This window comes from Mesorhizobium ciceri WSM4083, assembly GCF_000519305.1.
Lineage (GTDB): Bacteria > Pseudomonadota > Alphaproteobacteria > Rhizobiales > Rhizobiaceae > Mesorhizobium > Mesorhizobium ciceri_B.
The window spans coordinates 593,601-616,127 of sequence record NZ_JAFG01000006.1 but is presented as its reverse complement, the minus strand read 5'-3'; the positions used below and the strand labels follow the sequence as shown (position 1 = coordinate 616,127).

Sequence of the window (22,527 nt, the reverse complement as noted above, 5' to 3'; positions counted from 1 at the left end):
CTTGAGGGGGAGATGGCCGGTAGGCCAGAGGGGTCGCCCCACATCAAGCGCCGGCGCCCGCGCGGAAATGAAGAAAAGGTTGGCGCTTTCCGTTCGGCGACCCCCTCTGTCGCCTTCGGCGACATCTCCCCCTCGAGGGGGAAGATCAGGCGCGCTGCGCCAGCCTGCTGCTTTCCACCGCAATCCCCAGCAGCGCCTGCCGTGCCAGCGCCACGGCAAGATCCGGCCGCCGCCTGGTCTGCAGCACCGACGTCTGCAGCCGGGTCAGGGCGCGGCCGAGCGCGTCGGTGCTCCAGCGCTCCAGCGCTTTCTCGACCAGCTTGCGGCGCGAGAAAAACACCGGCGGGCGAGCGGCTGCAACGACCGAGGCGGCGTTGCGGTTGCCGGACTCCATCTGGCCGCGCATGATTTGGATCTGCTGCAACTGCCGCATCGCCGAAGACAGCACCAGGAAGGGCTGGCCGCCGGACTGGCAATGGCGGGTGAAGGCAGTGTCGAAGTCGCCGATCTTGCCTTCGAGAAGCGCGTCGACCGCGTCGTCGAAAGAGGCGCCGGAGACGTCGCCCGACATCGCCTTGACCTCCTCCAGCCCGATCTCGTTCTGGCCATGGGCGTAGAGCACAAGCTTCTCGATCTCGCCTCGCGAGGCCAACCGGTCGCCACCGAGATTGCGGCGCAGCGCCTGTCTCGCCTCCATGCTCATCGACATGCCGGCCTTGCTCAGTTCGGCGTCGATGACGCCGTCGATGTCGCGCGCTTCATCGGCATAGCAAGGCAGCGCCATGGCATTGTCGGCCGCCTCGACGATGGCGCGCAGGCCGACGCCCTTCTTGAGATCGCCGGCTTCGATGAGAATGATCGCATCGCGCGCGGGCTCCGCCGTCAGCGCCTTGACGTCGTCGGCCAATGCCTTCTGGCCGCTGGCATTGCGCACCCACAAAAGGCGCCGATCGGAAAACATCGGCACGGTGCGGGCTTCGTCGAGCAGCCGGCCCTCGTCGCGGTCGACCTCCGAACCCTCGAGCCTGACCACCGAGAAGGGATCGTCGAGCGGCAGGCCGGTCTTGCCGGCAAACGCCTTCGCCCGCTCGGAAACGAGGCCGCGGTCAGGGCCGTAAAGCAGGACGATGGAAATGCGCTGGTCCGGCTTCGCGAGCCAGCCATCGACCTCATATGCTTTCTTCTGTGCCATGGCGGGTTGGTTAGCATGATGCGGGAGCTGCATCCAGCTTGGGCGACGGTCGACCCCCACTCCGTCGAGCTTCGCTCGACACTCTCCCCCGATCGACGGGGTAGAGGAAAGGCGCGAGTTGGCCAGCCTTGGCTCCCTTCCTCTCCCTCCGGAGGGGGGAGAGGTGGCGAGCGAAGCTCGACGGAGTGGGGAAGGCGTTAGCCAAACGCGCCGTCGCCGCAGGACAGGCACGAGCCGGCGAGCGGGCAAGGCGGCAATCAGCGGAAGCATTGCGTTGACGAAGATCGACCCCTACTCCGTCGAGCTTCGCTCTGTCGAGCCGATAGATGGGCAGCAGTTCGAACCGGATAGATGGGTAACACTTCTCCCCGATCGACGGGGAAGGCGCGAGTTCGCCGACCAATCACTTTATCTGCCGGCAAACCCGGCCCAACCTTCTCTCTAATTGCGCGCCGGCGCCCAAGATCGACAAGAAATTTCGCCGACATATCTTCATCTTGATGCGCGGGAGGCTGGGTCGGCCGGCGCGGCCGGGACCGACGTCCGAAGGCTACCCGACGAATTCGCACTGGCCTGGCGGCGCAGATATGCAAATATCCAGGCAACATTGGAGGACAAAGGTCATGGCCGATGCTGGGATGTTGCGTTTTCACGTTCCGGAACCGGAAGTGCGGCCGGGCGGAACGCCTGATTTTTCCAATGTGCCGATCCCCAAGGCCGGCTCGGTGCCGCGCCCCGAAATCGATGTCGATCCGCGCACCATCCGCGATCATGCCTTCTCGATCATCCGGGTGCTGAACCGCACGGGCGAGGCCGTCGGTCCCTGGGCCGGACTGCTTTCCAGCGACGAGCTGTTGGCCGGCCTGCGCCACATGATGACGCTGCGGACCTTCGACGCGCGCATGCAGATGGCGCAGCGGCAGGGCAAGACCTCGTTCTACATGCAGCATCTGGGCGAAGAGGCCGTGGCTTGCGCCTTCCGCAAGGCGCTTGAACCCGGCGACATGAATTTTCCGACCTATCGCCAGGCAGGGCTGCTCATCGCCGACGGCTATCCGATGGTCACGATGATGAACCAGATCTATTCCAACGAGGCCGACCCGCTGAAGGGAAGGCAATTGCCGGTGATGTATTCGTCGAAGGAGCACGGCTTCTTCTCGATCTCCGGCAATCTGGCGACGCAATACATCCAGGCGGTCGGTTGGGCGATGGCCTCGGCGATATCGAACGATTCGCGCATCGCAGCCGCCTGGATCGGCGACGGCTCGACGGCCGAATCCGATTTCCACTCGGCGCTGGTGTTCGCCTCGACCTACAAGGCGCCGGTCGTGCTCAATGTGGTCAACAACCAGTGGGCGATCTCGACCTTTCAAGGCATTGCGCGCGGCGGCTCGGGCACATTCGCGGCAAGGGGCCTCGGCTTCGGCATCCCGTCGCTGCGCGTCGACGGCAACGACTATCTCGCCGTCCATGCGGTGGCCAAATGGGCGGCGGAGCGGGCGCGCAGCAATCTCGGGCCGACGCTGGTCGAATATGTCACCTACCGTACCGGGGCGCATTCGAGCTCGGACGACCCCTCGGCCTACCGGCCAAAGACCGAATCCGACGCCTGGCCGCTCGGCGACCCGATCGTGCGGCTGAAGAACCATCTCATCGCGCTCGGCGTCTGGTCGGACGAGCGGCACGCGCAGGCCGAGGCGGAAATCCTCGACACGGTCATCGCGGCGCAGAAGGAAGCGGAAAGCCACGGCACGCTGCATGCCGGCGGCAAGCCATCGACGCGCGACATGTTCGAAGGGCTCTATGCCGAGATGCCGCCGCATCTCAGACGCCAGCGCCAGCAGGCGGGAGTCTGAGCCATGCCGAGACGGACCATGATCGAGGCCATCCGCGATGCCATGGATGTATCGATGGGGCGCGACGACAAGGTTGTCGTGTTCGGCGAGGATGTCGGCTTCTTCGGCGGCGTCTTCCGTTGCACGCAGGGCCTGCAGTCCAAATACGGCAAGAGCCGCTGCTTCGATGCGCCGATCAACGAATCCGGCATTGTCGGCTCGGCCATCGGCATGGCCGCCTATGGCCTGAAACCCTGCGTGGAGATTCAGTTTGCCGACTACATGTATCCGGCCTACGACCAGCTGACCCAGGAAGCAGCTAGACTGCGCTATCGCTCGAACGGCGATTTCACCTGCCCGATCGTGGTGCGCATGCCGACCGGCGGCGGCATCTTCGGCGGCCAGACGCACAGCCAGAGCCCGGAAGCGCTGTTCACTCATGTGTCGGGGCTGAAGACAGTGGTGCCGTCCAACCCGCACGACGCCAAGGGGCTTTTGATCGCGGCGATCGAAGACCCCGATCCGGTGATTTTTTTGGAGCCGAAGCGGCTGTACAACGGCCCGTTCGACGGCCATCACGACCGGCCGGTGACGCCATGGTCGAAGCATGAGCTCGGCGAAGTCGCCGACGGCCACTACACCGTGCCGCTCGGCAAGGCAGCGATCCGCCGGGCGGGCTCGGCCATCACGGTGCTCGCCTACGGCACCATGGTCTATGTCGCGCAGGCGGCCGTCGAAGAAACCGGCATCGATGCCGAGATCATCGATCTCAGGACCCTGCTGCCGCTCGACCTCGACACGATCGTCGCCTCGGTCAAGAAGACCGGGCGCTGCGTCATCGTGCATGAGGCGACACTGACCTCCGGCTTCGGCGCCGAGCTGTCGGCGCTGGTGCAGGAAAACTGTTTTTATCACCTCGAAGCGCCGGTCGCTCGCGTTGCCGGCTGGGACACGCCCTATCCGCATGCGCAGGAGTGGGATTATTTCCCCGGCCCCGCCCGGGTCGGCCGCGCCTTGCTTGAAACCATGGGAGCCTGAGATGGGCGAACACATCATCAAGCTGCCCGATGTCGGCGAAGGTGTCGCCGAGGCCGAGCTGGTCGAATGGCACGTCAAGATCGGCGACATGGTGCGCGAGGACACTGTGCTCGCCGCCGTCATGACCGACAAGGCGACAGTCGAAATCCCGTCGCCGGTCGATGGCGAAATCCTGTGGCTGGGCGCCGAGATCGGCGACACGGTGGCCATCGGTTCGCCCATCGTGCGGCTGAAGGTGGCGGGCGAGGGGAATGTTGTCGCAGACACGAAATCCTTGGAGGCCACGGCGGCATCTACCCCCACCCCTAGCCCCTCCCCACAAGGGGGAGGGGGACGCGCCACTGCCTCCAAGGGCGGAGCAAAACCCACCTCATCGTCATCAGCAAATCCCAAAGGAATCGAAGGCGGGGAAGCGGCGGCGACCGAGTCCCCCTCCCCCTTGTGGGGAGGGGCTAGGGGTGGGGGTACGGCGCCGACATCTCAAGTTGCTGCGCCCTCCGGCGCACCGCGCCCCGAAGGCGAAAAACCGCTGGCCTCGCCTGCCGTGCGCCTGCGGGCAAAGGAAGCCGGCATCGATCTCAGGCAGGTTGCGGGATCCGGCCCTGCCGGTCGCATCGGCCATGAGGACATCGAGGCGTTCCTGGCGCGCGGGCCGCAGGTCGCCAGGGGATCCGGCCTCGCCCGCAACGATGCGATCCAGGATATCAAGGTGGTCGGCTTGCGGCGCAAGATCGCCGAGAAGATGTCGCTGTCGAAATCGCGCATCCCGCACATCACTTATGTCGAGGAGATCGACGTCACCGCGCTAGAGGAATTGCGCGCCGCGCTCAACAAGGAGAAGCGCCCGGGCGTGGAGCGGCCGAAGCTGACGCTGCTGCCGTTCCTGATGCGGGCGATGGTCAAGGCAATCGCGGACCAGCCCAATCTCAATTCGCTGTTCGACGACGAGGCCGGCATCATCCACCAGCATGGCGGCATCCATATCGGCATCGCCGCGCAGACGCCGTCGGGGCTGGTGGTGCCTGTGGTCAAGCATGCCGAGGCGCGCGACATCTGGGAGTGCGGCGCAGAAGTCGTCAGGTTGGCCGAGGCGGCCAAGTCCGGCACGGCGACACGCGACGAGCTGTCCGGCTCGACCATCACCATCACCTCGCTCGGCGCCATGGGCGGCGTGGCGACGACGCCGGTCATCAACCATCCGGAAGTGGCGATCATCGGCGTCAACAAGATGATGGTGCGGCCGGTGTGGGACGGCACCCAGTTCATCCCGCGCAAGATGATGAACCTGTCGTCGAGCTTCGACCACCGCGTCATCGACGGCTGGGACGCGGCGGTGTTCATCCAGCGGATAAAGACGCTGCTGGAAACGCCGGCGCTGATTTTCGTGGATTGAGGGTGATGGAGTGATCGCGAAGTTTAAGACGGATCGTCGGGAGCTGCCGGCGTTGGAATGTGGGCTCCCCCTTCTCCCCTTGTGGGAGAAGGTGTCGCCAAAGGCGACGGATGAGGGGTGCTCCAGGGAATGCCAACGCCTCACTCCGCTGGAACACCCCTCATCCGTCTCGGCGCTATCGCGCCGATCCACCTTCTCCCACAAGGGGGGAAGGACAAGGGGCGTGGAGCTGCCAACATGAAAGAAATCTCCTGCAAGCTGCTCGTCATCGGCGCTGGTCCGGGCGGCTATGTCTGTGCCATCCGTGCGGGACAGCTTGGCGTCGACACGGTGATCGTGGAAGCCGGCAAGCCGGGGGGCACCTGCCTCAATGTCGGCTGCATCCCGTCCAAGGCGCTGATCCATGCGGCGGAAGAGTTCGACAAGGTGTCGCACATGGAAGGCGGCAAGAGCCCGCTGGGCATTTCGCTCACCGCACCGACGCTCGATCTTGCCAAGACGATCGCCTGGAAGGACGGTATTGTCAGCCGGCTCAACAGCGGCGTCGCCGGCCTGCTCAAGAAGGCCGGCGTGAAGACCGTGCATGGCTGGGCGAGCTTTCGCGACGGCAAGACCGTCGCGGTCGAGACCGAGACCGGCGTACAGGTCATCCGCGCCGAGACGATCGTTATCGCCACCGGCTCGGCGCCGGTCGAGCTGCCGTTCCTGCCCTTTGGCGGTCCGGTGATTTCGTCAACCGCGGCACTGGCACTCGGCGCGGTTCCAGAAAAAATCGCGGTCGTCGGTGGCGGCTATATCGGGCTGGAACTCGGTATGGCGTTTGCGAAAATGGGCGCCAAAGTGACCGTGGTCGAAGCCTTGCCGCGCGTGCTGGCGCAGTATGATGCGGAGCTGACGCGGCCGGTGGTCAAGCGGCTCGCCGCGCTCGGCGTCGAGGTGATGCTGGGTGCCAAGGCCAAGGGGCTGTCGACTAAAGGCGACGCGCTGCTGGTCGAGACCTCGGACGGCAAGAGCGTCAAGGTGCCGGCCGACAAGATCTTGGTCACGGTCGGCCGCAAGCCGGTGACCGAAGGCTGGGGGCTCGAGCAGATCGACCTCGACAGGGCTGGCAAATTCATCCGCATCGACGACCAGTGCCGCACCTCGATGCGCGGCATCTTCGCCATCGGCGACGTCACCGGCGAGCCGATGCTGGCGCACCGGGCGATGGCGCAGGGCGAAATGGTCGCCGAGATCGTTGCCGGTCACAAGCGCAACTGGGACAAGCGCTCGATACCGGCCGTCTGCTTCACCGATCCCGAACTGGTGACGGCAGGCTTGTCGCCGGAAGAGGCCAAGGCGCTCGGCGGCGAGATCAAGATCGGCATGTTCCCGTTCGCCGCCAACGGCCGGGCGATGACCAAGCTCGGCGAGGACGGCTTTGTCCGTGTCGTGGCGCGGGCCGACAACCATCTGGTGCTCGGCATCCAGGCTGTCGGGCAGGGTGTGTCGGAACTGTCAGCGGCGTTCGGGCTGGCGCTGGAGATGGGCGCGCGGCTGGAGGACATCGCCGGCACCATCCACGCGCATCCGACGCAAGGCGAGGGGTTCCAGGAAGCGGCGCTGAAGGCGCTGGGACACGCGCTGCATATTTAGAGGCAGGGTGATCTCCCCCCTTGAGGGGGAGATGGCCGGCAGGCCAGAGGGGGGTCGGTTCGACTGGACGCGACCTCGTTGCGGCAGATGAAGGTTGGCGCTTCACGCGCGGCGACCCCCTCTGTCGCCTTCGGCGACATCTCCCCCTCAAGGGGGGAGATTAAGCGCTTCAGCTCGCGAGCCGGCTCACCATCTCGTGCTGGGCATAGGCGCGGCCAAAACGGTTGGCCAGAAACGCGTCGAGGGCGATGTCTTCCTGCTTGATGAAGCCGGTCGCCGGCAGGCTGCCGTCGGCCAGCATGTCGAGCACGGCGCAGATGCCCGACGCGGTGGTGATCTGGATGGCGCTGCGCACCTGGTCGTCGATGCGCCTGGAGTAGATCTTGTTGGCGTAGGTCTCCTGCAGCAGGCGGCCGTTCTTGCGGCCGGAGACCGTGACGAAGACGATGACCACGTCCTGCAGCGTCGCCGGCAAGGCGCTTTCAAAAATGTCCTTCAGCACGTCACGGCGGTGGCGCAGGCCGAGGTCGTTGAGCAGCGCCTTCATGATCGCGGCGTGGCCGGGATAGCGGATGGTGCGGTAGTTCAGCGTGCGCACCTTGCCCTTCAGCGTCTCGGCCAGCGTGCCGAGGCCGCCGGAGGTGTTGAAGGCCTCGTAGGTGACGCCGTCGAGCGAGAACTCCTCGCGCTCTTCCAGCGGCGGCACCTCGACCAGCTCGCCCTCGACGATCGCCTCGCAGGGTTCGCAATATTCGTTGATGACGCCGTCGGTGCTCCAGGTCAGATTGTAGTTCAGCGCGTTGGAGGGGTATTGCGGCAGAGCACCGACGCGCATGCGCACGCTTTCCAGCGAATCGAAGCGGCTGGCGAGATCGTTCGCGACGATCGAGATGAAGCCCGGCGCCAGGCCGCATTGCGGGATGAAGGCGCTCTTGCCCGACCGCGCAAGTTCCTTGACCCGGCGGGTCGAGACGACGTCCTCGGTGAGGTCGAGATAATGCACGCCGGCACTGGCCGCCGCTTCGGCGATGCGGGTGGTCAGATGGAAGGGAGCGGCGCTGAGCACCGCGAATTTGCCGGCGAGCGCCGCTTCCAGCGCGCCGGCGGCTTCGATGTCGAGCTCCAGCGTCGCAACCGTGGTGGGCACTTCGGCAGCAGTGAGCTGTGATGCCGAGCGGTCGACGAGCGTGACCTGGTAGTCCCCTGTGGCGGCGAGCATTTCGGCAATGGTCGAGCCGATCTTGCCGGCGCCGACAACGACAATTTTCTTCATGACCGATCCCTCACTGATTGTGAGCCCAGATTCGCAGCTTGCCCGTCGAAAGGAAGCGTGGTTTTGTTCGAAACGAAACTCTGATTGCGCGATCTGCCGACAGGATTCGTCGAAATGCTCAGTGACGCCGAACTGGCCCTGCTTTCCCTGCTGCGCGAGAATGCGCGCGCCTCGACCGCCGAGCTCGCGCGGCGGCTTGGCGTCTCGCGGACCACGGTACAGAGCCGGATCGAACGGCTGGAGCAGCGCGGCATCATCACCGGCTACGGTGTGCGGCTGGCGTCGGACTACGAGCAGGGGCTGGTGCGGGCGCATGTGCTGCTCACCGTGACGCCCAAGCTCGCCGACAAGGTGGTGCGCGGCCTGCGTGCTCTGGCGACGGTCCGGACGCTGCATTCGGTCAGCGGCAATTTCGACATGATCGTCATCGTCGACGCGCCATCGATCCGCGACCTCGACATGCTGCTCGACCAGATCGGCACCATGGATGGGGTCGAGCGGACCCTGTCGTCGATCATCCTGTCGACGCGGATCGATAGGTAGGGCGAAGCTGCCGATCTCCCCCCTTGTGGGGGAGATGGCCGGCAGGCCAGAGGGGGTCGGTTCGACCAGATGCGACCTCCTTGCGACAGATGGAGGTTGGCGCTTCACGCGAGGCGACCCCCTCTGTCGCCTTCGGCGACATCTCCTCCTCAAGGGGGGAGATCAGGCTCTAATCCGTCGCCAGCGGAAAACTCACCGCCACCACAAGCCCAGGCCAGCAATCCTCGAGCGTGATCGATGCGCCATGCAGATCGGCAATCGCCCGGACAAGGCTGAGACCCAGCCCGCTGCCCGATGTCGACCGGCTATGGTCCAGCCGATAAAGCCGCTGAAACACTTTTTCACGTTCGTCGGTGGGAATGCCGGGACCGTTGTCGGCGACGCTGGCGACGACGCGTTCGCCCTGACGCGCCACCGACAGCTTTATCGTCGTGCCCGACGGACAATGGCGCAGCGCGTTCTCGACCAGATTGGCGAACATCTGCGTCAACAGCTCGCGATCGCCATGGATCCGATCCGTCGTTTCCTGTGGTTGCGCCAATGACAGCGACTTTCCGTCGTCCTCGGCAACATCGGCATAGATTTCGGCGATGGTTTGCAGCACCTCGCCCAGATCGACATCGGTGAACCGCGCCCGGCGGGCGCCGGCCTCGATCTGCGCGATGCGCAGCAGGGCATCGAAGGTCTCGTTGATCTGCAGGCTCTCGGCATGCGCCTCGGCCAGTTCCGCGGCGATCTTCTGGCCCGACAGGTTCTTTTCCGACGCGGTGTCGAGGATCATCTGCAACCGGTTGAGCGGCGTCTTCAGGTCGTGGGCGATGTTGGCGCTGACCTGTTTCATGCCTTCGACCAGTGCCGACAGGCGGTCAAGCGCTGCGTTGATCTGGCTGGAGACGATGTCGATGTCGTCGCCCTTGCCGGTCAGCGGAATGCGTGTGTCCAGCCGTCCATGCGAGACATCCACCATGGTGGCGGCGATGCCGTCGAGACGGCGCTGGACCCGGGAGGCCAGCAGGGCGCCGCCGGCTACCGCCAGCCCGGTGATGATCAGGGTTCCCCAGCCAAAGCTCATCAGCACGATCCTCTCCAGCTCCTCCGTCTCGGAAAGGCTGAAGGCGACGGTCAGGGTGTTGCCGCCGACCGGGCCGGAATAGGCGCGGTACTCGGCGCCGGGCGGCACGCCGGGCATTTCGGTGTCGAACATCGAGAAGCCGTCGGGAAGCCCTGCCGCGGTGAAGTTGCCTGCCAGGCGATTGCCGGCCGCGTCGGTCAGCGAAAACAGCTGTTCTTTCTTGAGGCTGCGCAGGGAGTGGCTGCCGACGGTCTCGACCAGCTCCTTGAGATCATTGTCGGCATAGGTCGCGGCGACGACCGCGTAGGTTTCCTTGATGGTGTCGTCGAGCCGCTCGGCAAGATCGGCGCTCATCATCTGGTAGACGATGGCGCCAGACAGGACGAAGGCCAGCACGAACAGGAAGGCGAAGGTGAGGGCCAGCCGGAACGGCGTGCTGCGGAGCAGGCGGGACCATGTTCCGGTCATGACGGCGCGTGCAGGCTGTAGCCGGTGTTGCGGACGGTGTGGATGAGCTGGGTTTCGAAAGGCTTGTCGACCTTGGCCCGCAGCCGGCTGATATGGGTCTCGACGACGCTGGTCCTGGGATCGAAATGAAAATCCCAGACGCGCTCCAGAAGCATGGTGCGGGTGATGACGCGGCCTTCGCCGCGCATCAGCACTTCCAGCAGGCTGAATTCCCGCGGCTGCAGGTCGATCGGCTGGCCCTGCCTGACAACGCGGCGCATGATCAGGTCCATTTCGAGATCGGCGACCCGCAGGACGGTTTTCTGCTCCTGCGCCGCCGGCCGCCGGCCAAGCGCGTTGATGCGGGCGAGGAGTTCGGAAAAGGCGAAGGGCTTGACCAGATAGTCGTCGCCGCCGGCCTCCAGCCCCTCGACGCGGTCGTCGATGCCGCCGACGGAGGTGAGAAAGATCGCCGGCGTCCGTACGCCCGCGGCGCGCACCGCCTTGACCATCGACAGGCCGTCGAGGCCGGGGATCATCCGATCGGCGATGATCACGTCGTAATTGCCCCGGGTCGCCGCGAACAGCCCGTCATGGCCGTTGCGCAGGAGATCGCAGACATGGCCGGCCTCGGTCAGTCCCCTGACGATATAGTCGGCCGTCCTGTGGTCGTCCTCGACGAGAAGCAGTCGCATGAAAGGTCCGGTCCGTTGCCGAGATGGAGAGGCTATCACCGGCACGGGCTTGTTCCTAGGATGTCACGAAGGCGCAGGCATGGTGGCGCTAGAACGTTCAAGATTGGCCGAAGCGGTGGGGTTTTCGGCAATTGCCAACGCTAGCGCATCCGCCCTACACCTAGTCCAGGTCCAGCAAAAGTTCGTCAGCCTCGTCGGTTGTCCCCTTCAGGGTCATGTGCAGGACCAGCGCAATGATGCAGCCGAGGAAGAGCAGGCTGGTGAAGATGGTGCCGAAGCCCAGGCCGCCATGCCTGGCCGACCGCGACAGCAGGTCGCCGAACGAGGCACCCAACGGCCGCGTCAGGATATAGGCGAGCCAGAAGGCCAGGATGCCGTCGAGATGGAGCAGCCAGTAGGCGAGCGCTATCAGCGCGATGGTACCGCCGAACAGCAGCCCCGTCGTGAGGTAGCCCATGTCGAAGCTTTCGGCGACGAGGTCGCCGGCGGCGGTGCCGAGCGCGAAGGTCAAGAGGATCGCCAGCCAGTAGAAGATCTCGCGCCTGGTGGTGAAGATGGTGTGGATCGACAGCGTCCTTTCGCTGGCGTACCAGACCGCGAATGTCGCGGCGAGCGCGACCGAGAAGGCGATGGTTGCCGTCTGCAGGCGCACGCCGAAACTGTCGACGAGGCTGTCCGTCACCAGCGTGCCGACGATGCTGATCAGCACCACCGCCGGCCAATAGGCCCACGGCACATAGCGTTTCCGCGTAAACTGCAGGACAAGGGCGGCGATCAGGATGCCGGTCATGATCAGCGAGGTGGCGGTCAGCCCAAGCCCGATCGTGTCGGCAAGATAATCCGCCGCGGTCTCGCCGGTGGTGACCGCCATCAGCTTGACCAGCCAGAAGTCGAGGGTGACGTCGGGAACCCTGTTGTGGCTCGGTGCGGCGGGTTGTTGCCTGTTGGGCGCGAGCATGGCTGAAGTCCAGAGGTCGACGGTTGCGGCGGGGCGGTGGCGATCCGCCGCGCGCATCGTAAGCAAACGAGTTCACACCGGCCTGTCCGGCGGCATACAAATTCGTAAGAATGGGCGCAAAAGGCATTGCCGATGTCTGGCGATGCGTTTGAGGGAATGCGGCGCGGGCCGCACGTTCGGCCCGACCCATCTTGCGCTCTGGTGATCGGTGGTTCTAGCTACCGAGCGGATGCGGCATGTAGCCGACGAAGCCTGATATCTTCCAGCTGCCGCCGACCTTGCTGCAGAAATACAGCGTCTGCCATTTCAAGCGGTCGACGCTGCCGTCCGCCTTGGCGACCGAGCCGTCGAATTTCTTGTGCAGCACGGCGCGGTCGCCGTCGACGTCGATGTCGCGCATGTTGGTGACGCGAAACAGCGCCTCGCGCAGCGGCTCGGCGAATTTGGTCGCCGCCGTCTCCCTGGCTTGGCGCAGCCATTCGTCGCGGTAGACGTCGAGCCTTGGAAACTGCAGCCGCCAGGCGTCGGCGTTGTGCAGGAAATGCGCATGCATGCCGAAGAAGCTCTCGGCGACGAAATCATCCTCGACCATCGCCCAGTCCTGTCCGATAAAGGCGTCGATGTCGCGCCGCACCAGCATTTCCCAGAGCGCGTGGCGATCGGCATCGCCTGATGGAAACGGGTTCTTGTCGTAGGTCATTGCTGGGTGTCTCCGCTCTGGCAAATGCGTCTGTGCGGTGCGGCTTCCAAGCCGCCCGTCAGCGCGTACGATGCAAGCGCTCATGTAATAAAGCAACGCGGATTTCGAAGAATGTTGCTTTCCAACAAGGCCCCTATGAGGATCGCCCCGATCGGCGTAAATGTCGATCGAAGCGGGCGCTGCCATGGCACCCGGTCCTGTCATCAAAGGAGGCTTGTCCCTTGCCGAAACAGTGTTTTGGAACGTCGCATGTGCCGTTGTCGCCAGCCGTGCGGGCCGGCGATCTCGTCTATGTCTCGGGCCAGGTTCCCGTCGGCAGCGACGGCATCGTGGTCAAGGGCGGCATATCCGAACAGACCGAGCAGGTGCTCGCCAACATCAAGGCCGCGCTGGCGCTGGCCGGCTGCACAATGGACGATGTGGTGAAGACCACGGTCTGGCTGGAAGATGCGCGCGATTTCGGCGCCTTCAACGCGGTCTATGCCCGGCACTTCCCCAAAGACCCGCCGGCCCGCACGACGGTCGAATCGCGGCTGATGATCGACATCAAGATCGAGGTCGAGGCGGTCGCCTACCGGCCTCTGTAGCAAAGCAACGAAGCGGAGGTGACCTCAATGCAATTCGACCTCCTGCTGAAGGGTGGACGGCTGATCGATCCGGCCGCTGGCCTCGACGCGCCGCGCGATGTCGCCATCGCCAATGGCCGGGTCGCCGCTGTCGATGCCGATATCCCGGCGGACAGCGCCGCGCAGATCGTCGATGCCGGCGGCTGCATCGTCACGCCGGGCCTGGTCGACCTGCACAGCCACGTCTATTGGGGCGGCACGTCGCTTGGCGTCGATGCCGATAGGCTGGCCGCCAAGAGCGGCACCACCACCTTCATCGATGCAGGCAGTGCGGGAGCCGGCAATTTCCTCGGCTTCCGCCGCCATGTCATGGAGCGCTCGAAGGTCCGCATCCTGGCCTATGTCAACATTTCCTTTGCCGGCATTTTCGGCTTCTCGCAGACAGTGTCGGTCGGCGAGTGCAGCGACCTCAGGCTGTGCGAGCCGCGCGAGGTGGTGGCGGCGGTGCGTGAACACCGCGATGTCGTGGTCGGCGTAAAAGTCCGCTCCGGCAAGAACGCCGGCGGCACCAGTGGCATCGCGCCGGTGGATCTGGCGCTGGAGGCGGCCGACCAGGCCGGCCTGCCGCTGATGGCGCATATCGACGAGCCGCCGCCCGGCCGCTCGGAAGTGCTGCCGCGGCTGCGCAGGGGCGACATCCTCACCCATTGCTTCCGGCCTTTCCCGAATGCACCGGTGTTCGCCTCCGGCGCGGTGCGGCCGGACATGCGGCTGGCGCGCGAGCGCGGCGTCATCTTCGACATCGGCCACGGCATGGGCTCGTTCGATTTCGCCGTCGCCCGCGCCATGCTCGAGGAAGGGCTGGCGCCGGACGTGATCTCGAGCGACGTGCACCTCTACTGCGTCGACGGGCCGGCCTTCGACATCCTGGTCTGCATGTCGAAGCTGCTGGCGCTCGGCATGCCGCTGATCGAGGTCCTGCGCGCCGCGACGCAAGCGCCGGCGCGGGCGATCGCCAGGCCTGACCTGGGCACGCTGGCGGTGGGCACCGTCGGCGATGTCGCCGTGCTTAGGCAGCGCCCGGGCCGCTTCACCTTCGTCGACGCGGTCGGCGCGTCATTGGTCGCCGACCAGAGGCTGGTGTCGGAAGGCATCGTCATCGGCGGCACCTGGTGGCCGAACGAGGCGGCTGATCACAACGAGACCGAGCGTTTCGTGGCGCAGGCGTTGCATACGCATGTCGAGGTTGCGGCGAGGCATTTCGGGCATCGGCATGATTAGCTGATCTCCCCCCTTGAGGGGGAGATGGCCGGCAGGCCAGAGGGGGTCGGTTCGACTGGATGCGACCTCCTTGCGGCAGATGGAGGCTGGCGCTCTACGCGCGGCGACCCCCTCTGTCGCCTTCGGCGACATCTCCCCCTCGAGGGGGGAGATCAGCAGCGCCTGAATTGCTCGGCTTCCCATAAACCGGCGTCTCAATGCCTTCCATCCGCGCCTTGATCTGCAGCGCCACATATTTCGAATAGAAGCGCGACAGCGCCAGATTGCCGCCGTGGAACCAGAGCGCTTCCTGGGCAGTCGGCTTCCACATGTTGCGCAGCTCGCCTTGCCATGGGCCGGGGTCGCCCTTGACGCCCGAGCCAAGACCCCAGCACGGGCCGACCTTGTCGGCGACGTCGCGCGAGACGATCGCGGCGACATTCTCGTTCATCGACTGATAGCCGGTGCAGGCGATGATGGCGTCGGCGGCCAGCTCGGTTCCGTCCTCGAACAGGATGCCTTCAGGCGTCAGCGATTTGATGGCGACGCCGCTGCGGACGCCGATCTTGCGATCTATGATCAAGTCGGAGGCGCCGACATCGATGTAGTAGCCGGAGCCGGTGCGGTAGGCCTTCATCAACAGGCCGGTGTCGTCGTCGCCGAAATCGATGGCGAAGCCGGCGGCGCGCAGGCGGTCGTAGAACGCGGCGTCGCGCGCCTTGATCACCTCGTAGAGCGCCCGCTGGCCGTTGGGCACCAACGCGAACGGCGTCGAGGCGACGATCATGTCGGCCTTCTCGGTGGTGATGCCGCGTGCCAGTGCGTCTTCCGAGAAGATCTCGAAGCCGACTTCCATCAGCGTGTCCGACTTGACCACCGTCGTCGGCGAACGCTGGATCATGGTGACCTCGGCGCCGCTTTCCCAGAGGTCGACGCAGACATCGTGGCCGGAGCTTGCCGCGCCGATGACGGCGACTTTCCTGCCGCGGAATTTGTCGCCGCTGGCATACTGGCTGGAGTGCAGCAACTCGCCCTTGAACCGGTCGGCGCCCGGCAGATCGATCCGCCGTGGCGGACCGTAGGCGCCGGTGGCGAAGACGATGTGCTTCGGCTTCAGCGTGATCTGGCGGCCGACGCGGTCGACCACCACGGTCCAGACTTTTTCGGCCTCATCATAGGACGCGCTGAGACATTTGGTGGCGACCCAGTAATTGAGCTCCATGACGCGCGTGTACATTTCCAGCCAGTCGCCCATCTTGTCCTTGGGCGTGAAGACCGGCCAGTTTTCGGGGAAGGGAATATAGGGCAGATGGTCGTACCAGACCGGGTCGTGCAGCACGAGCGTGCGGTAGCGGTTGCGCCAGGAATCACCCGGCCGCGCGTTCTTCTCGATGACGATGGTGGGCACGCCGAGCTGGCGCAGCCGCGCGCCCAGCATGATGCCGCCCTGGCCGCCGCCGATGACCAGGCAGTAGGGCTGTTCCTCGGTGCCGAGCTCGCGCGTCTCGCGCGCCCGCGCCTCCGACCAGGTCTCGCGCTTTGGATCGGCCTTGTGACGCACGCCGAGCGGCCGCCCCGCCCCCTTGCGCTCCTCGAACCCTTTCAGGTCCGTCATTGCCGTGAACAGCGTGCGGCAGCGGCCGTCGCGCAGCCGCATGATGCCCTCTCCCCTGGCCACTGCGGTTTCGAAGCTGAACCAGGCCTCGATGCCGCCATCGTCCGAGATCGCCTCGCCGGTCAGTTGCCACGCGCTCGGCTTGGCCGTCGCCAGCGTCGCCGCCAGCATGTCGGCGATCGCGTCGCGGCCCTCCATGGTGGTGATGTTCCAGGTGAAGGTCAGGAGATCGCGCCAGTAGCAATCGTCGACGAAGAGGTTGGACGCAGCGGCCACGTCGCCGGCTGCGAGCGCCTGCGCCAGGGATTCGAGCCATGCGGCGGCCTGTTTCGTCGGTGCTATTTCGAGCATTTCTTCCCTCTTTCGTTTCACATTGGCGCTGTCCGGTCTTCCCTTCTCCCCCTGTGGGGTGAGAAGCGGTCTGCGTAGCGGACGAAAAGCCAATTGCTTGGCTTTTCGAGCTTCGAACGCCCTGAGCCAGCGAAGGGCCGGGCGGTGGACGATCCACCTGCTGGGTCCCCGCTGCTTCGCAGCGTCCCAGCGTTCGCCGGCCTTTCATCGTCCCACCGGGACGATGAATTCGCTTCGCGAACCGGCTGCTCACCCCACAAGGGGAGAAGGAAAAGCGCAGCCCTAATCTCCGAGCGGCTCCATCTCCTTGCCGGTGCGGTGGATCTGGGCGTTGTATTTGATGCGGCGCACGGTCTCGCGGGCCGAGCCGTCGAGCTTGTAGGCCGAGGCCACCGCCAGAAGGTCGATCGCCGCCAGGAAGGCGAAGCGCGAGGCCGTCGGCTTCAGCGTGTCGGGGTATTCCGGCACCGCCACCGTCAGCCTGACGTCGCAGGCGCGGGCGAGCTCGGTGTCGGGCGCGGTCACGGCGATCGCATTGGCGCGGTAGTGCTTGGCAAGTTCGACGGCCTCGATCACCTCGCGGGTGCGTCCCGTCGCCGAAATGGCGATCACCAGATCGCCCGGCTTGAGCGTCGAGGCGGTCATGCGCATCAGATAGGGATCGCACTGGGCGCTGACTGTGATGCCATAGCGGAACAGCCGGTATTGGGTTTCCTGCGCCAGCGCCGAAGAGCTGCCGCCGAGGCCGAAGACCGTGACCTGGCGCGCCTTGGCGATCAGCTCGGCCGCTTTCTGCAGCTGCGCCGGGTCGAGCTGCCGCTCGGCCTCTTGCAGCGCCCGGCGCGCCTCGCCGAACACGGCGTTCCAGAACGGCATGCCATTGTCATTGCTGACGGAAGGCGACTTGGCCAGATAGAGCGCGCCGACGACGAGGCTCTGCGCCAGCTTCAGCTTGAAGTCGCGCACGCCCTCGCAGCCGATGGCGCGGCAGAACCGGGTCACCGTCGGTTCGCTGACCCCGGCGCGCTGGGCAAGGGCGGCGTTGGAGGCGTCGACGGCATATTTGACGTCGTCGAGCACGACATCGGCGACACGCCGTTCGGCCGGGCGCAATTCGCTGTAGGAATCCTTGACCAGCGAGATGATGTCGGGAATGCGCCGGACAGGATCGCGCCCCTCGGTATCGGGGCCTGGAACAGGCTCGTCCTGGCTGCCGGCTTCGGTCATGGGGTCCTGGTCTTTCCCTGGGTTGCGAGGCTGCCGTCTTAGCATGTTTGCACGCCCTGGCTCCATGCGCCCGACCGCCTCGCAACCGCAGCGTGTCGTAGGGTAAAGCTCACCTTCCTCCGGTCCTCTCCGATCCGTGTCAGTTCCGAAGTATGTAGGAAAGCAACATGCATTTCAAGGCCGCAAAACCGATATCAAAACAAGCAGATAGGCATACTAATCGATTTTCCTGATACGGCTGCCATCGTCGGTGCTTGACAGGAAAGTAGGATAGTTACAGACTGATTTTCGCTGGGGATGAGCCAATGGATCATCGCGCAATCTTCCCGGGGGGCAGATGAATACGGGCGATGCAAAAAAGCCGAAGCTTGGCGTGCAGGCAGCGACCAAGATCTATCACACGGCCTCCGGCGACCTGCTGGCGCTGGACCGCTGCAGCCTCGATGTCAGCGCCAATGAAATCGTCTCGATCGTCGGCCCTTCCGGCTGCGGCAAGACCACGCTCTTGTGGTCGATGTCGGGCCTGCACAGCCTGACCAGCGGCGAGATCCGGCTCGACGGCAAGGCCATCACCGGTCCGCATCCCGATATCGGCATCGTCTTCCAGGAGGCGAACCTCCTGCCATGGCGCAATCTCGACGCCAACATCCGCTTTCCCTTCGAGATCAAGGGCGAGAAGCCGGACCGGGCGTGGATCGCGCATCTCCTCAACCGGGTCGGGCTCGACGGCTTCGGCGGCAAGTTTCCGCGCGAGCTGTCCGGCGGCATGCAGCAGCGCGCGGCGATCGTGCGGGCGCTGGCGTTGAAGCCCTCGGTGCTTTTGATGGACGAACCGTTCGGCGCGCTCGACAGTTTTACCCGCGAGGAGATGAACCGGCTGGTCGAGGAGATCTGGCTCGACACCAAGACCACCATCGTCTTCATCACCCACAGCATCGAGGAGGCGATCTTCCTCTCCGACCGGGTGGTGGTGCTGAGCGCCCGGCCGGGGCGTGTCGCCAAGGAGTATCGCGTGCCGTTTGCGCGGCCACGCTCGCTGGAGATCATGGCAACGAAGGAGGTCTTCGACCTCACCAACCGTATCAAGATGGACATTGTCGGCGAACGCACGCGGCCAAAAGCCCCGGAGCGTCCGAGCGCCGAAATCGTGAGGATCAGGCCGTGAGCGGGGGCGATGCCATTCCGGAATTCTCGAAGTCCAAGTCGGGTGCCAAGTCTGGCGACGGCCATGAGGTCAGCCTGACCAACCTGTCGGCCTTCGCCAGCGGCCCCGGCATCAGGTCGGGCAAAGAGGTGGCGGCCATTCTTGCCGTGGCGGTGATCATCATCGGCGGCATCGAACTGGCGCTGCGGTTGTTCCACGTGCCGCTGTACATCATGCCGCCGCCGAGCTCGATCGCCTATGCGCTGTTCGACGAGTTTCCGCTGATCGCGCCGCATCTCGGCTACACGCTGGTCGAGCTGTTGTCCGGTTTTGCGATCGGCGCCGTCATAGGCCTTGTTCTAGCTGCGGTCATCACCCAGTTTCCGTTCGCCGAAAAAATCGTCGCGCCCTACATCCTGCTGCTCGTCACCACGCCGATGCTGGCGCTGGTGCCGCTTCTGATCCTGCGCTTCGGTTTCGGCTACACGCCGCGCATCATCGCGGTGGCGCTGGCCGCCGGGCCGATGGTGATGATCAATGCGGCGACAGGTTTTCGCCGCGTCGACAGCGCCAAGATCGCGCTGGCGCGCTCCTATGGCGCCAGCACCTTGCAGATCTTCTGGAAGATCCGCGCGCCGATGGCGCTGCCGATGATCCTGGTCGGGCTGATGATCGGCGCCATCTTCGGCCTGCTGACAGCGGTCGGCGCGGAGATGGTCGGCGGCGGCTTTGGCCTCGGCAACCGGCTGACCACCTATTCGTCGATGATCCAGATGCCGCAGTTCTTCGCCGTGGTGCTGATCCTGTCGACGCTCGGCATCCTGATCTACGTGCTGTTCTTCCTGATCGGCAAGAAATGGGCGAGCTGGGAGGCTTGAACACAGGGATATGACGACGCCCGGGAGGCGGGCGGCAAGAGACTGACATCAAACAAAAAAGGGGAATGCCATGACCAACAATGTCTCGATCAACCCGGCGGGGATCAGCCGCCGCACCTTCCTGCAGGTGACCGGCGCCGGGCTGGTGACGGCCACGGCGCTCGGCGCCACCGGCCTCAAGGCCAGGGCCGAACCCTACGGAAAATTCACCTGGATATCGCCGCGCGGCACGCTCGAAGTGCTCGACGACTATCCCTACTGGGCGGCCAAGAAGGCCGGCTATTTCGATGGGCTGGACACCGACATGCAGCCGGGGCCGTCGGACGGCACCGCGACGGTGAAGTTCGTCGATGTCGGCCAGGCGGATATGGGCTTCCCGTCGCCCGGCGTGTTCTCCTTCGCAATCCAGAACGGCATGAAGCTGAAGTCGGTGTTCCACATGGGCGCCCGCGACACGTTCAGCATCGCCTTCCGCAAGGGCGAGGGATCGAACGATCTGAAGAAGCTGGAAGGCAAGACCATACTGCTCGGCTCCGCCGCATGGCAGTCGATCACCGACCCGCTGCTGGCGGCGCAGGGCGTCGACATCAAGAAGGTCAAATATGTCGAAGCCGGCTGGCCGACATGGGGCACGGCTCTTGCCGGCGGCCAGGGCGACGCTGCCCTGTCGTGGGAAGGCCTGCGCGCCGAATGGATCGCCAAGGGGCTCGACTTCGAATACTGGCTCGGCGTGCAGAACTCGAAGCTGCCGGCCAACACTTTCGTCGTGCGCGCCGCCGATCTTGAGGACGCCGACAAGAAGGCGTTGCTGGAAAAGTACCTGCGCGGCTGGGCGATGGGCCTCGAATTCGGCTACCAGAATCCCCGCGCGGCCGTCGAAGCGGTGTTCGAGCAGTTCCCGACGCTGGCCAAGAATCTCGGGCCGGAGCTTGGCACCACCTCGATCCTGCAGCAGATCAACGTCTTCCGCGGCGACATGGACAAGCGCGGCGGCTGGGGCTCGCACGACATGGCGAGCTGGCAGGGCTTCTTCGACGAAATCCACAAGATCGGCCAGATCACCGCTCCGGTGAAGGCCGAGGATGTCTGCACCAACGAGCTGATCGGCCCGGCCAATGATTTCGACAAGGCCAAGGTCAAGGCCGATGCCGACGGCGTCAAGTTGTCGGAAGGTTTTGCCGCACTCGATGTCGAGAAGATCAAGGCGCATCTGTTCGACTCGGCGATCAAGTAGGGGCGCAAGCGGGTCATGTCGCATTGGCCTGCCTTGGCTCCTTTCCTCTCCCTCCGGAGGGGGGAGAGGTGGCGCTGCGAAGCAGCGACGGAGTGGGGGAAGGCGTTCGTCAAACGCGCAGCCGCCGCAAGACAGAGACCATCTGACGAGCAAGAGACCTGAGGCGCGCGGAGACGGTCGACCCCCACTCCGTCGAGCTTCGCTCGACACGTCTCCCCCGATCGACGGGGGAGAGGAAAGGCGACGCCGAGTCGCCACGAACAACTCAACCAAGAACTGGGAGGTAGCGGTGTCCGACAAGGTAAAAGTGCTGGTGGTGGGTCTCGGCAATATGGGTGCGTCGCATGCCAGCGCCTACCACCGTTCCGAGGGTTTTGAGATCGTCGGCATCATTAGCCGCTCGATCAAGAGCAACACGAAGATTCCGGGAGAGTTAGCCGGCTACCCACTCTACGAGGATTTCGACCAGGCGCTGAAGGAAACAAAACCGGACGCCGTCTCGATCAACAGCTGGCCGAACACCCACGCCGAATATGCGCTGAAGGCAATCGCCGCCAACTGCCATGTGTTCATGGAAAAGCCGCTCGCCACCAACAACGAGGATGCCGAGAAAGTGGTCGCGGCGGCACGCGCGAAGAACCGCAAGCTGGTGCTCGGCTATATCCTGCGCGTGCATCCGTCATGGATCAAGTTCATCGAGGTCGGCAAGACGCTTGGCAAGCCGCTGGTGATGCGGCTCAACCTCAACCAGCAGAGCAGCGGCAGCGCCTGGCACTGGCACAAGAACCTGATCGATTCGCTGATCCCGATCGTCGATTGCGGCGTCCACTATGTCGATGTCATGTGCCAGCTGACCGGCGCCAAGCCAGTGCGCGTGCATGGCATCGGCGCCAAGCTCTGGGCGGAAGCCGACAAGCAGAATTACGGCCATCTGCACGTCACCTTCGATGACGGCTCGGTCGGCTGGTACGAGGCTGGCTGGGGGCCGATGATGAGCGAGACGGCCTATTTCGTGAAGGACGTGGTCGGCCCCAAGGGCGCGGTGTCGATCGTCGCCGGCCAGCAGGCGGTCAGTGCCGCCGACACCGCCGAGGTGTCGAACTCCGCCGACATCGACCGCCACACCAAGACCGATGCGTTGAAGATCCATTATGCCGCTGTCGACGGCGACAAGAATTTCTCCAAACCCGACGAGATCGTCAGCATGGAGGACGAGCCCGGCCACCAGGAACTCTGCGATCGCGAGCAGGCCTTCTTCCTGCGTGCCATCCGCGATGATCTCGACCTTACCGAGCAGATGGATGCGGCGGTCAACAGCCTGCGCATCGTGCTGGCCGCCGAACAGAGCATCGCGCTGGGGCGGACCATCGACCTGGCCTGACGCAATCCGGCTGCTGGCGGCAATCGTTTCAGGCCGGCGCTGCCCCTCACCCCGTGAAGGACGGGGAGAGGGGGTCGTCAGCGTTGGAGC

At 64.9% G+C, this 22,527-nt stretch carries 19 protein-coding genes; 11 read left to right on the top strand and 8 right to left on the bottom strand.

All coding sequences use genetic code 11. The features are described 5' to 3' along the window. Positions 1-145: 145 nt before the first annotated feature. On the bottom strand, positions 146-1,192 hold the full coding sequence (holA, locus tag MESCI2_RS0116395; protein WP_027037536.1) for a DNA polymerase III subunit delta: 1,047 nt from the start codon (positions 1,190-1,192) through the stop codon (positions 146-148). 623 nt (positions 1,193-1,815) lie between these two features. Between holA and MESCI2_RS0116390 the strand changes: the two genes are divergently transcribed. The 4 genes from MESCI2_RS0116390 to lpdA all read left to right on the top strand — a co-directional run bounded on the left by MESCI2_RS0116390 (position 1,816) and on the right by lpdA (position 7,093). Next, entirely contained in the window at positions 1,816-3,048 is a 1,233-nt protein-coding gene (locus MESCI2_RS0116390) for a 3-methyl-2-oxobutanoate dehydrogenase (2-methylpropanoyl-transferring) subunit alpha (RefSeq protein ID WP_027037535.1), read from the top strand. A 3-nt stretch (positions 3,049-3,051) separates the two neighbouring features. Next, a complete protein-coding gene (locus MESCI2_RS0116385) occupies positions 3,052-4,065 on the top strand; it encodes an alpha-ketoacid dehydrogenase subunit beta (protein ID WP_027037534.1) in 1,014 nt (337 codons plus the stop codon). A 1-nt stretch (position 4,066) separates the two neighbouring features. Next, a complete protein-coding gene (locus MESCI2_RS0116380; RefSeq protein ID WP_027037533.1) occupies positions 4,067-5,458 on the top strand; it encodes a dihydrolipoamide acetyltransferase family protein in 1,392 nt (463 codons plus the stop codon). A gap of 237 nt (positions 5,459-5,695) precedes the next feature. Continuing rightward, on the top strand, positions 5,696-7,093 hold the full coding sequence (gene lpdA / locus MESCI2_RS0116375; RefSeq protein ID WP_027037532.1) for a dihydrolipoyl dehydrogenase: 1,398 nt from the start codon (positions 5,696-5,698) through the stop codon (positions 7,091-7,093). A 169-nt stretch (positions 7,094-7,262) separates the two neighbouring features. Here lpdA and MESCI2_RS0116370 read toward each other — a convergent pair whose 3' ends face one another. Next, positions 7,263-8,366 (bottom strand): saccharopine dehydrogenase family protein, encoded by a 1,104-nt coding sequence (locus tag MESCI2_RS0116370; protein ID WP_027037531.1) that lies wholly within the window; start codon positions 8,364-8,366, stop codon positions 7,263-7,265. 114 nt (positions 8,367-8,480) lie between these two features. On the opposite strand from MESCI2_RS0116370, the gene MESCI2_RS0116365 reads away from it, so the two are divergent. Continuing rightward, a complete protein-coding gene (locus MESCI2_RS0116365; protein ID WP_027037530.1) occupies positions 8,481-8,909 on the top strand; it encodes an Lrp/AsnC family transcriptional regulator in 429 nt (142 codons plus the stop codon). Between the two features lie 169 nt (positions 8,910-9,078). Here the strand turns inward: MESCI2_RS0116365 and MESCI2_RS0116360 are convergent, their stop codons facing one another. From MESCI2_RS0116360 to MESCI2_RS0116345, 4 genes are all read right to left on the bottom strand, one after another. Continuing rightward, complete coding sequence (locus tag MESCI2_RS0116360) at positions 9,079-10,449, bottom strand: HAMP domain-containing sensor histidine kinase (RefSeq protein WP_027037529.1); 1,371 nt, start codon at positions 10,447-10,449, stop codon at positions 9,079-9,081. After that, positions 10,446-11,123: a winged helix-turn-helix domain-containing protein gene (locus tag MESCI2_RS0116355; RefSeq protein WP_027037528.1), complete on the bottom strand. Its 678-nt coding sequence runs from the start codon at positions 11,121-11,123 to the stop codon at positions 10,446-10,448. Before MESCI2_RS0116355 ends, MESCI2_RS0116360 begins: the two co-directional genes overlap by 4 nt. A gap of 160 nt (positions 11,124-11,283) precedes the next feature. Next, entirely contained in the window at positions 11,284-12,081 is a 798-nt protein-coding gene (locus MESCI2_RS0116350) for a COG4705 family protein (RefSeq protein WP_027037527.1), read from the bottom strand. A gap of 214 nt (positions 12,082-12,295) precedes the next feature. Continuing rightward, entirely contained in the window at positions 12,296-12,781 is a 486-nt protein-coding gene (locus MESCI2_RS0116345; RefSeq protein WP_027037526.1) for a hypothetical protein, read from the bottom strand. Positions 12,782-13,002: 221 nt separating this feature from the next. Between MESCI2_RS0116345 and MESCI2_RS0116340 the strand changes: the two genes are divergently transcribed. Together MESCI2_RS0116340 and MESCI2_RS0116335 are read left to right on the top strand one after the other, a co-directional pair. Next, entirely contained in the window at positions 13,003-13,368 is a 366-nt protein-coding gene (locus MESCI2_RS0116340; RefSeq protein ID WP_027037525.1) for a RidA family protein, read from the top strand. A 27-nt stretch (positions 13,369-13,395) separates the two neighbouring features. Beyond that, positions 13,396-14,628 carry an amidohydrolase/deacetylase family metallohydrolase gene (locus tag MESCI2_RS0116335; RefSeq protein WP_027037524.1) on the top strand — a complete coding sequence of 411 codons (1,233 nt, stop codon included), beginning with the start codon at positions 13,396-13,398 and terminating at the stop codon, positions 14,626-14,628. Positions 14,629-14,722: 94 nt separating this feature from the next. On the opposite strand, the gene MESCI2_RS01000000134735 is transcribed toward MESCI2_RS0116335, so the two are convergent. Together MESCI2_RS01000000134735 and MESCI2_RS0116325 are read right to left on the bottom strand one after the other, a co-directional pair. Beyond that, on the bottom strand, positions 14,723-16,573 hold the full coding sequence (locus MESCI2_RS01000000134735; protein WP_245270354.1) for a flavin-containing monooxygenase: 1,851 nt from the start codon (positions 16,571-16,573) through the stop codon (positions 14,723-14,725). 282 nt (positions 16,574-16,855) lie between these two features. After that, positions 16,856-17,800: a MurR/RpiR family transcriptional regulator gene (locus MESCI2_RS0116325; protein WP_027037523.1), complete on the bottom strand. Its 945-nt coding sequence runs from the start codon at positions 17,798-17,800 to the stop codon at positions 16,856-16,858. Positions 17,801-18,137: 337 nt separating this feature from the next. Between MESCI2_RS0116325 and MESCI2_RS0116320 the strand changes: the two genes are divergently transcribed. From MESCI2_RS0116320 to MESCI2_RS0116305, 4 genes are all read left to right on the top strand, one after another. Continuing rightward, positions 18,138-18,965 carry an ABC transporter ATP-binding protein gene (locus MESCI2_RS0116320; protein WP_027037522.1) on the top strand — a complete coding sequence of 276 codons (828 nt, stop codon included), beginning with the start codon at positions 18,138-18,140 and terminating at the stop codon, positions 18,963-18,965. Beyond that, on the top strand, positions 18,962-19,822 hold the full coding sequence (locus MESCI2_RS0116315; RefSeq protein WP_027037521.1) for an ABC transporter permease: 861 nt from the start codon (positions 18,962-18,964) through the stop codon (positions 19,820-19,822). Before MESCI2_RS0116320 ends, MESCI2_RS0116315 begins: the two co-directional genes overlap by 4 nt. A 70-nt stretch (positions 19,823-19,892) precedes the next feature. After that, a complete protein-coding gene (locus MESCI2_RS0116310) occupies positions 19,893-21,056 on the top strand; it encodes an ABC transporter substrate-binding protein (protein WP_027037520.1) in 1,164 nt (387 codons plus the stop codon). A gap of 289 nt (positions 21,057-21,345) precedes the next feature. Next, positions 21,346-22,437 (top strand): Gfo/Idh/MocA family protein, encoded by a 1,092-nt coding sequence (locus MESCI2_RS0116305; RefSeq protein WP_027037519.1) that lies wholly within the window; start codon positions 21,346-21,348, stop codon positions 22,435-22,437. Positions 22,438-22,527 lie beyond the last annotated feature (90 nt).

Bases quoted from the DNA above. Each gene is read 5' to 3' on its own strand.
- MESCI2_RS0116345 (WP_027037526.1), bottom strand. From the start codon at position 12,781: ATGACCTACGACAAGAACCCGTTTCCATCAGGCGATGCCGATCGCCAC.
- holA (WP_027037536.1), bottom strand. From the start codon at position 1,192: ATGGCACAGAAGAAAGCATATGAGGTCGATGGCTGGCTCGCGAAGCCG.
- MESCI2_RS0116380 (WP_027037533.1), top strand. From the start codon at position 4,067: ATGGGCGAACACATCATCAAGCTGCCCGATGTCGGCGAAGGTGTCGCC.
- MESCI2_RS0116365 (WP_027037530.1), top strand. From the start codon at position 8,481: ATGCTCAGTGACGCCGAACTGGCCCTGCTTTCCCTGCTGCGCGAGAAT.
- MESCI2_RS0116355 (WP_027037528.1), bottom strand. From the start codon at position 11,123: ATGCGACTGCTTCTCGTCGAGGACGACCACAGGACGGCCGACTATATC.
- MESCI2_RS0116370 (WP_027037531.1), bottom strand. From the start codon at position 8,366: ATGAAGAAAATTGTCGTTGTCGGCGCCGGCAAGATCGGCTCGACCATT.
- MESCI2_RS0116310 (WP_027037520.1), top strand. From the start codon at position 19,893: ATGACCAACAATGTCTCGATCAACCCGGCGGGGATCAGCCGCCGCACC.
- MESCI2_RS0116390 (WP_027037535.1), top strand. From the start codon at position 1,816: ATGGCCGATGCTGGGATGTTGCGTTTTCACGTTCCGGAACCGGAAGTG.
- lpdA (WP_027037532.1), top strand. From the start codon at position 5,696: ATGAAAGAAATCTCCTGCAAGCTGCTCGTCATCGGCGCTGGTCCGGGC.
- MESCI2_RS0116385 (WP_027037534.1), top strand. From the start codon at position 3,052: ATGCCGAGACGGACCATGATCGAGGCCATCCGCGATGCCATGGATGTA.
- MESCI2_RS0116320 (WP_027037522.1), top strand. From the start codon at position 18,138: ATGAATACGGGCGATGCAAAAAAGCCGAAGCTTGGCGTGCAGGCAGCG.
- MESCI2_RS0116360 (WP_027037529.1), bottom strand. From the start codon at position 10,449: ATGACCGGAACATGGTCCCGCCTGCTCCGCAGCACGCCGTTCCGGCTG.
- MESCI2_RS0116350 (WP_027037527.1), bottom strand. From the start codon at position 12,081: ATGCTCGCGCCCAACAGGCAACAACCCGCCGCACCGAGCCACAACAGG.
- MESCI2_RS01000000134735 (WP_245270354.1), bottom strand. From the start codon at position 16,573: ATGCTCGAAATAGCACCGACGAAACAGGCCGCCGCATGGCTCGAATCC.
- MESCI2_RS0116335 (WP_027037524.1), top strand. From the start codon at position 13,396: ATGCAATTCGACCTCCTGCTGAAGGGTGGACGGCTGATCGATCCGGCC.
- MESCI2_RS0116325 (WP_027037523.1), bottom strand. From the start codon at position 17,800: ATGACCGAAGCCGGCAGCCAGGACGAGCCTGTTCCAGGCCCCGATACC.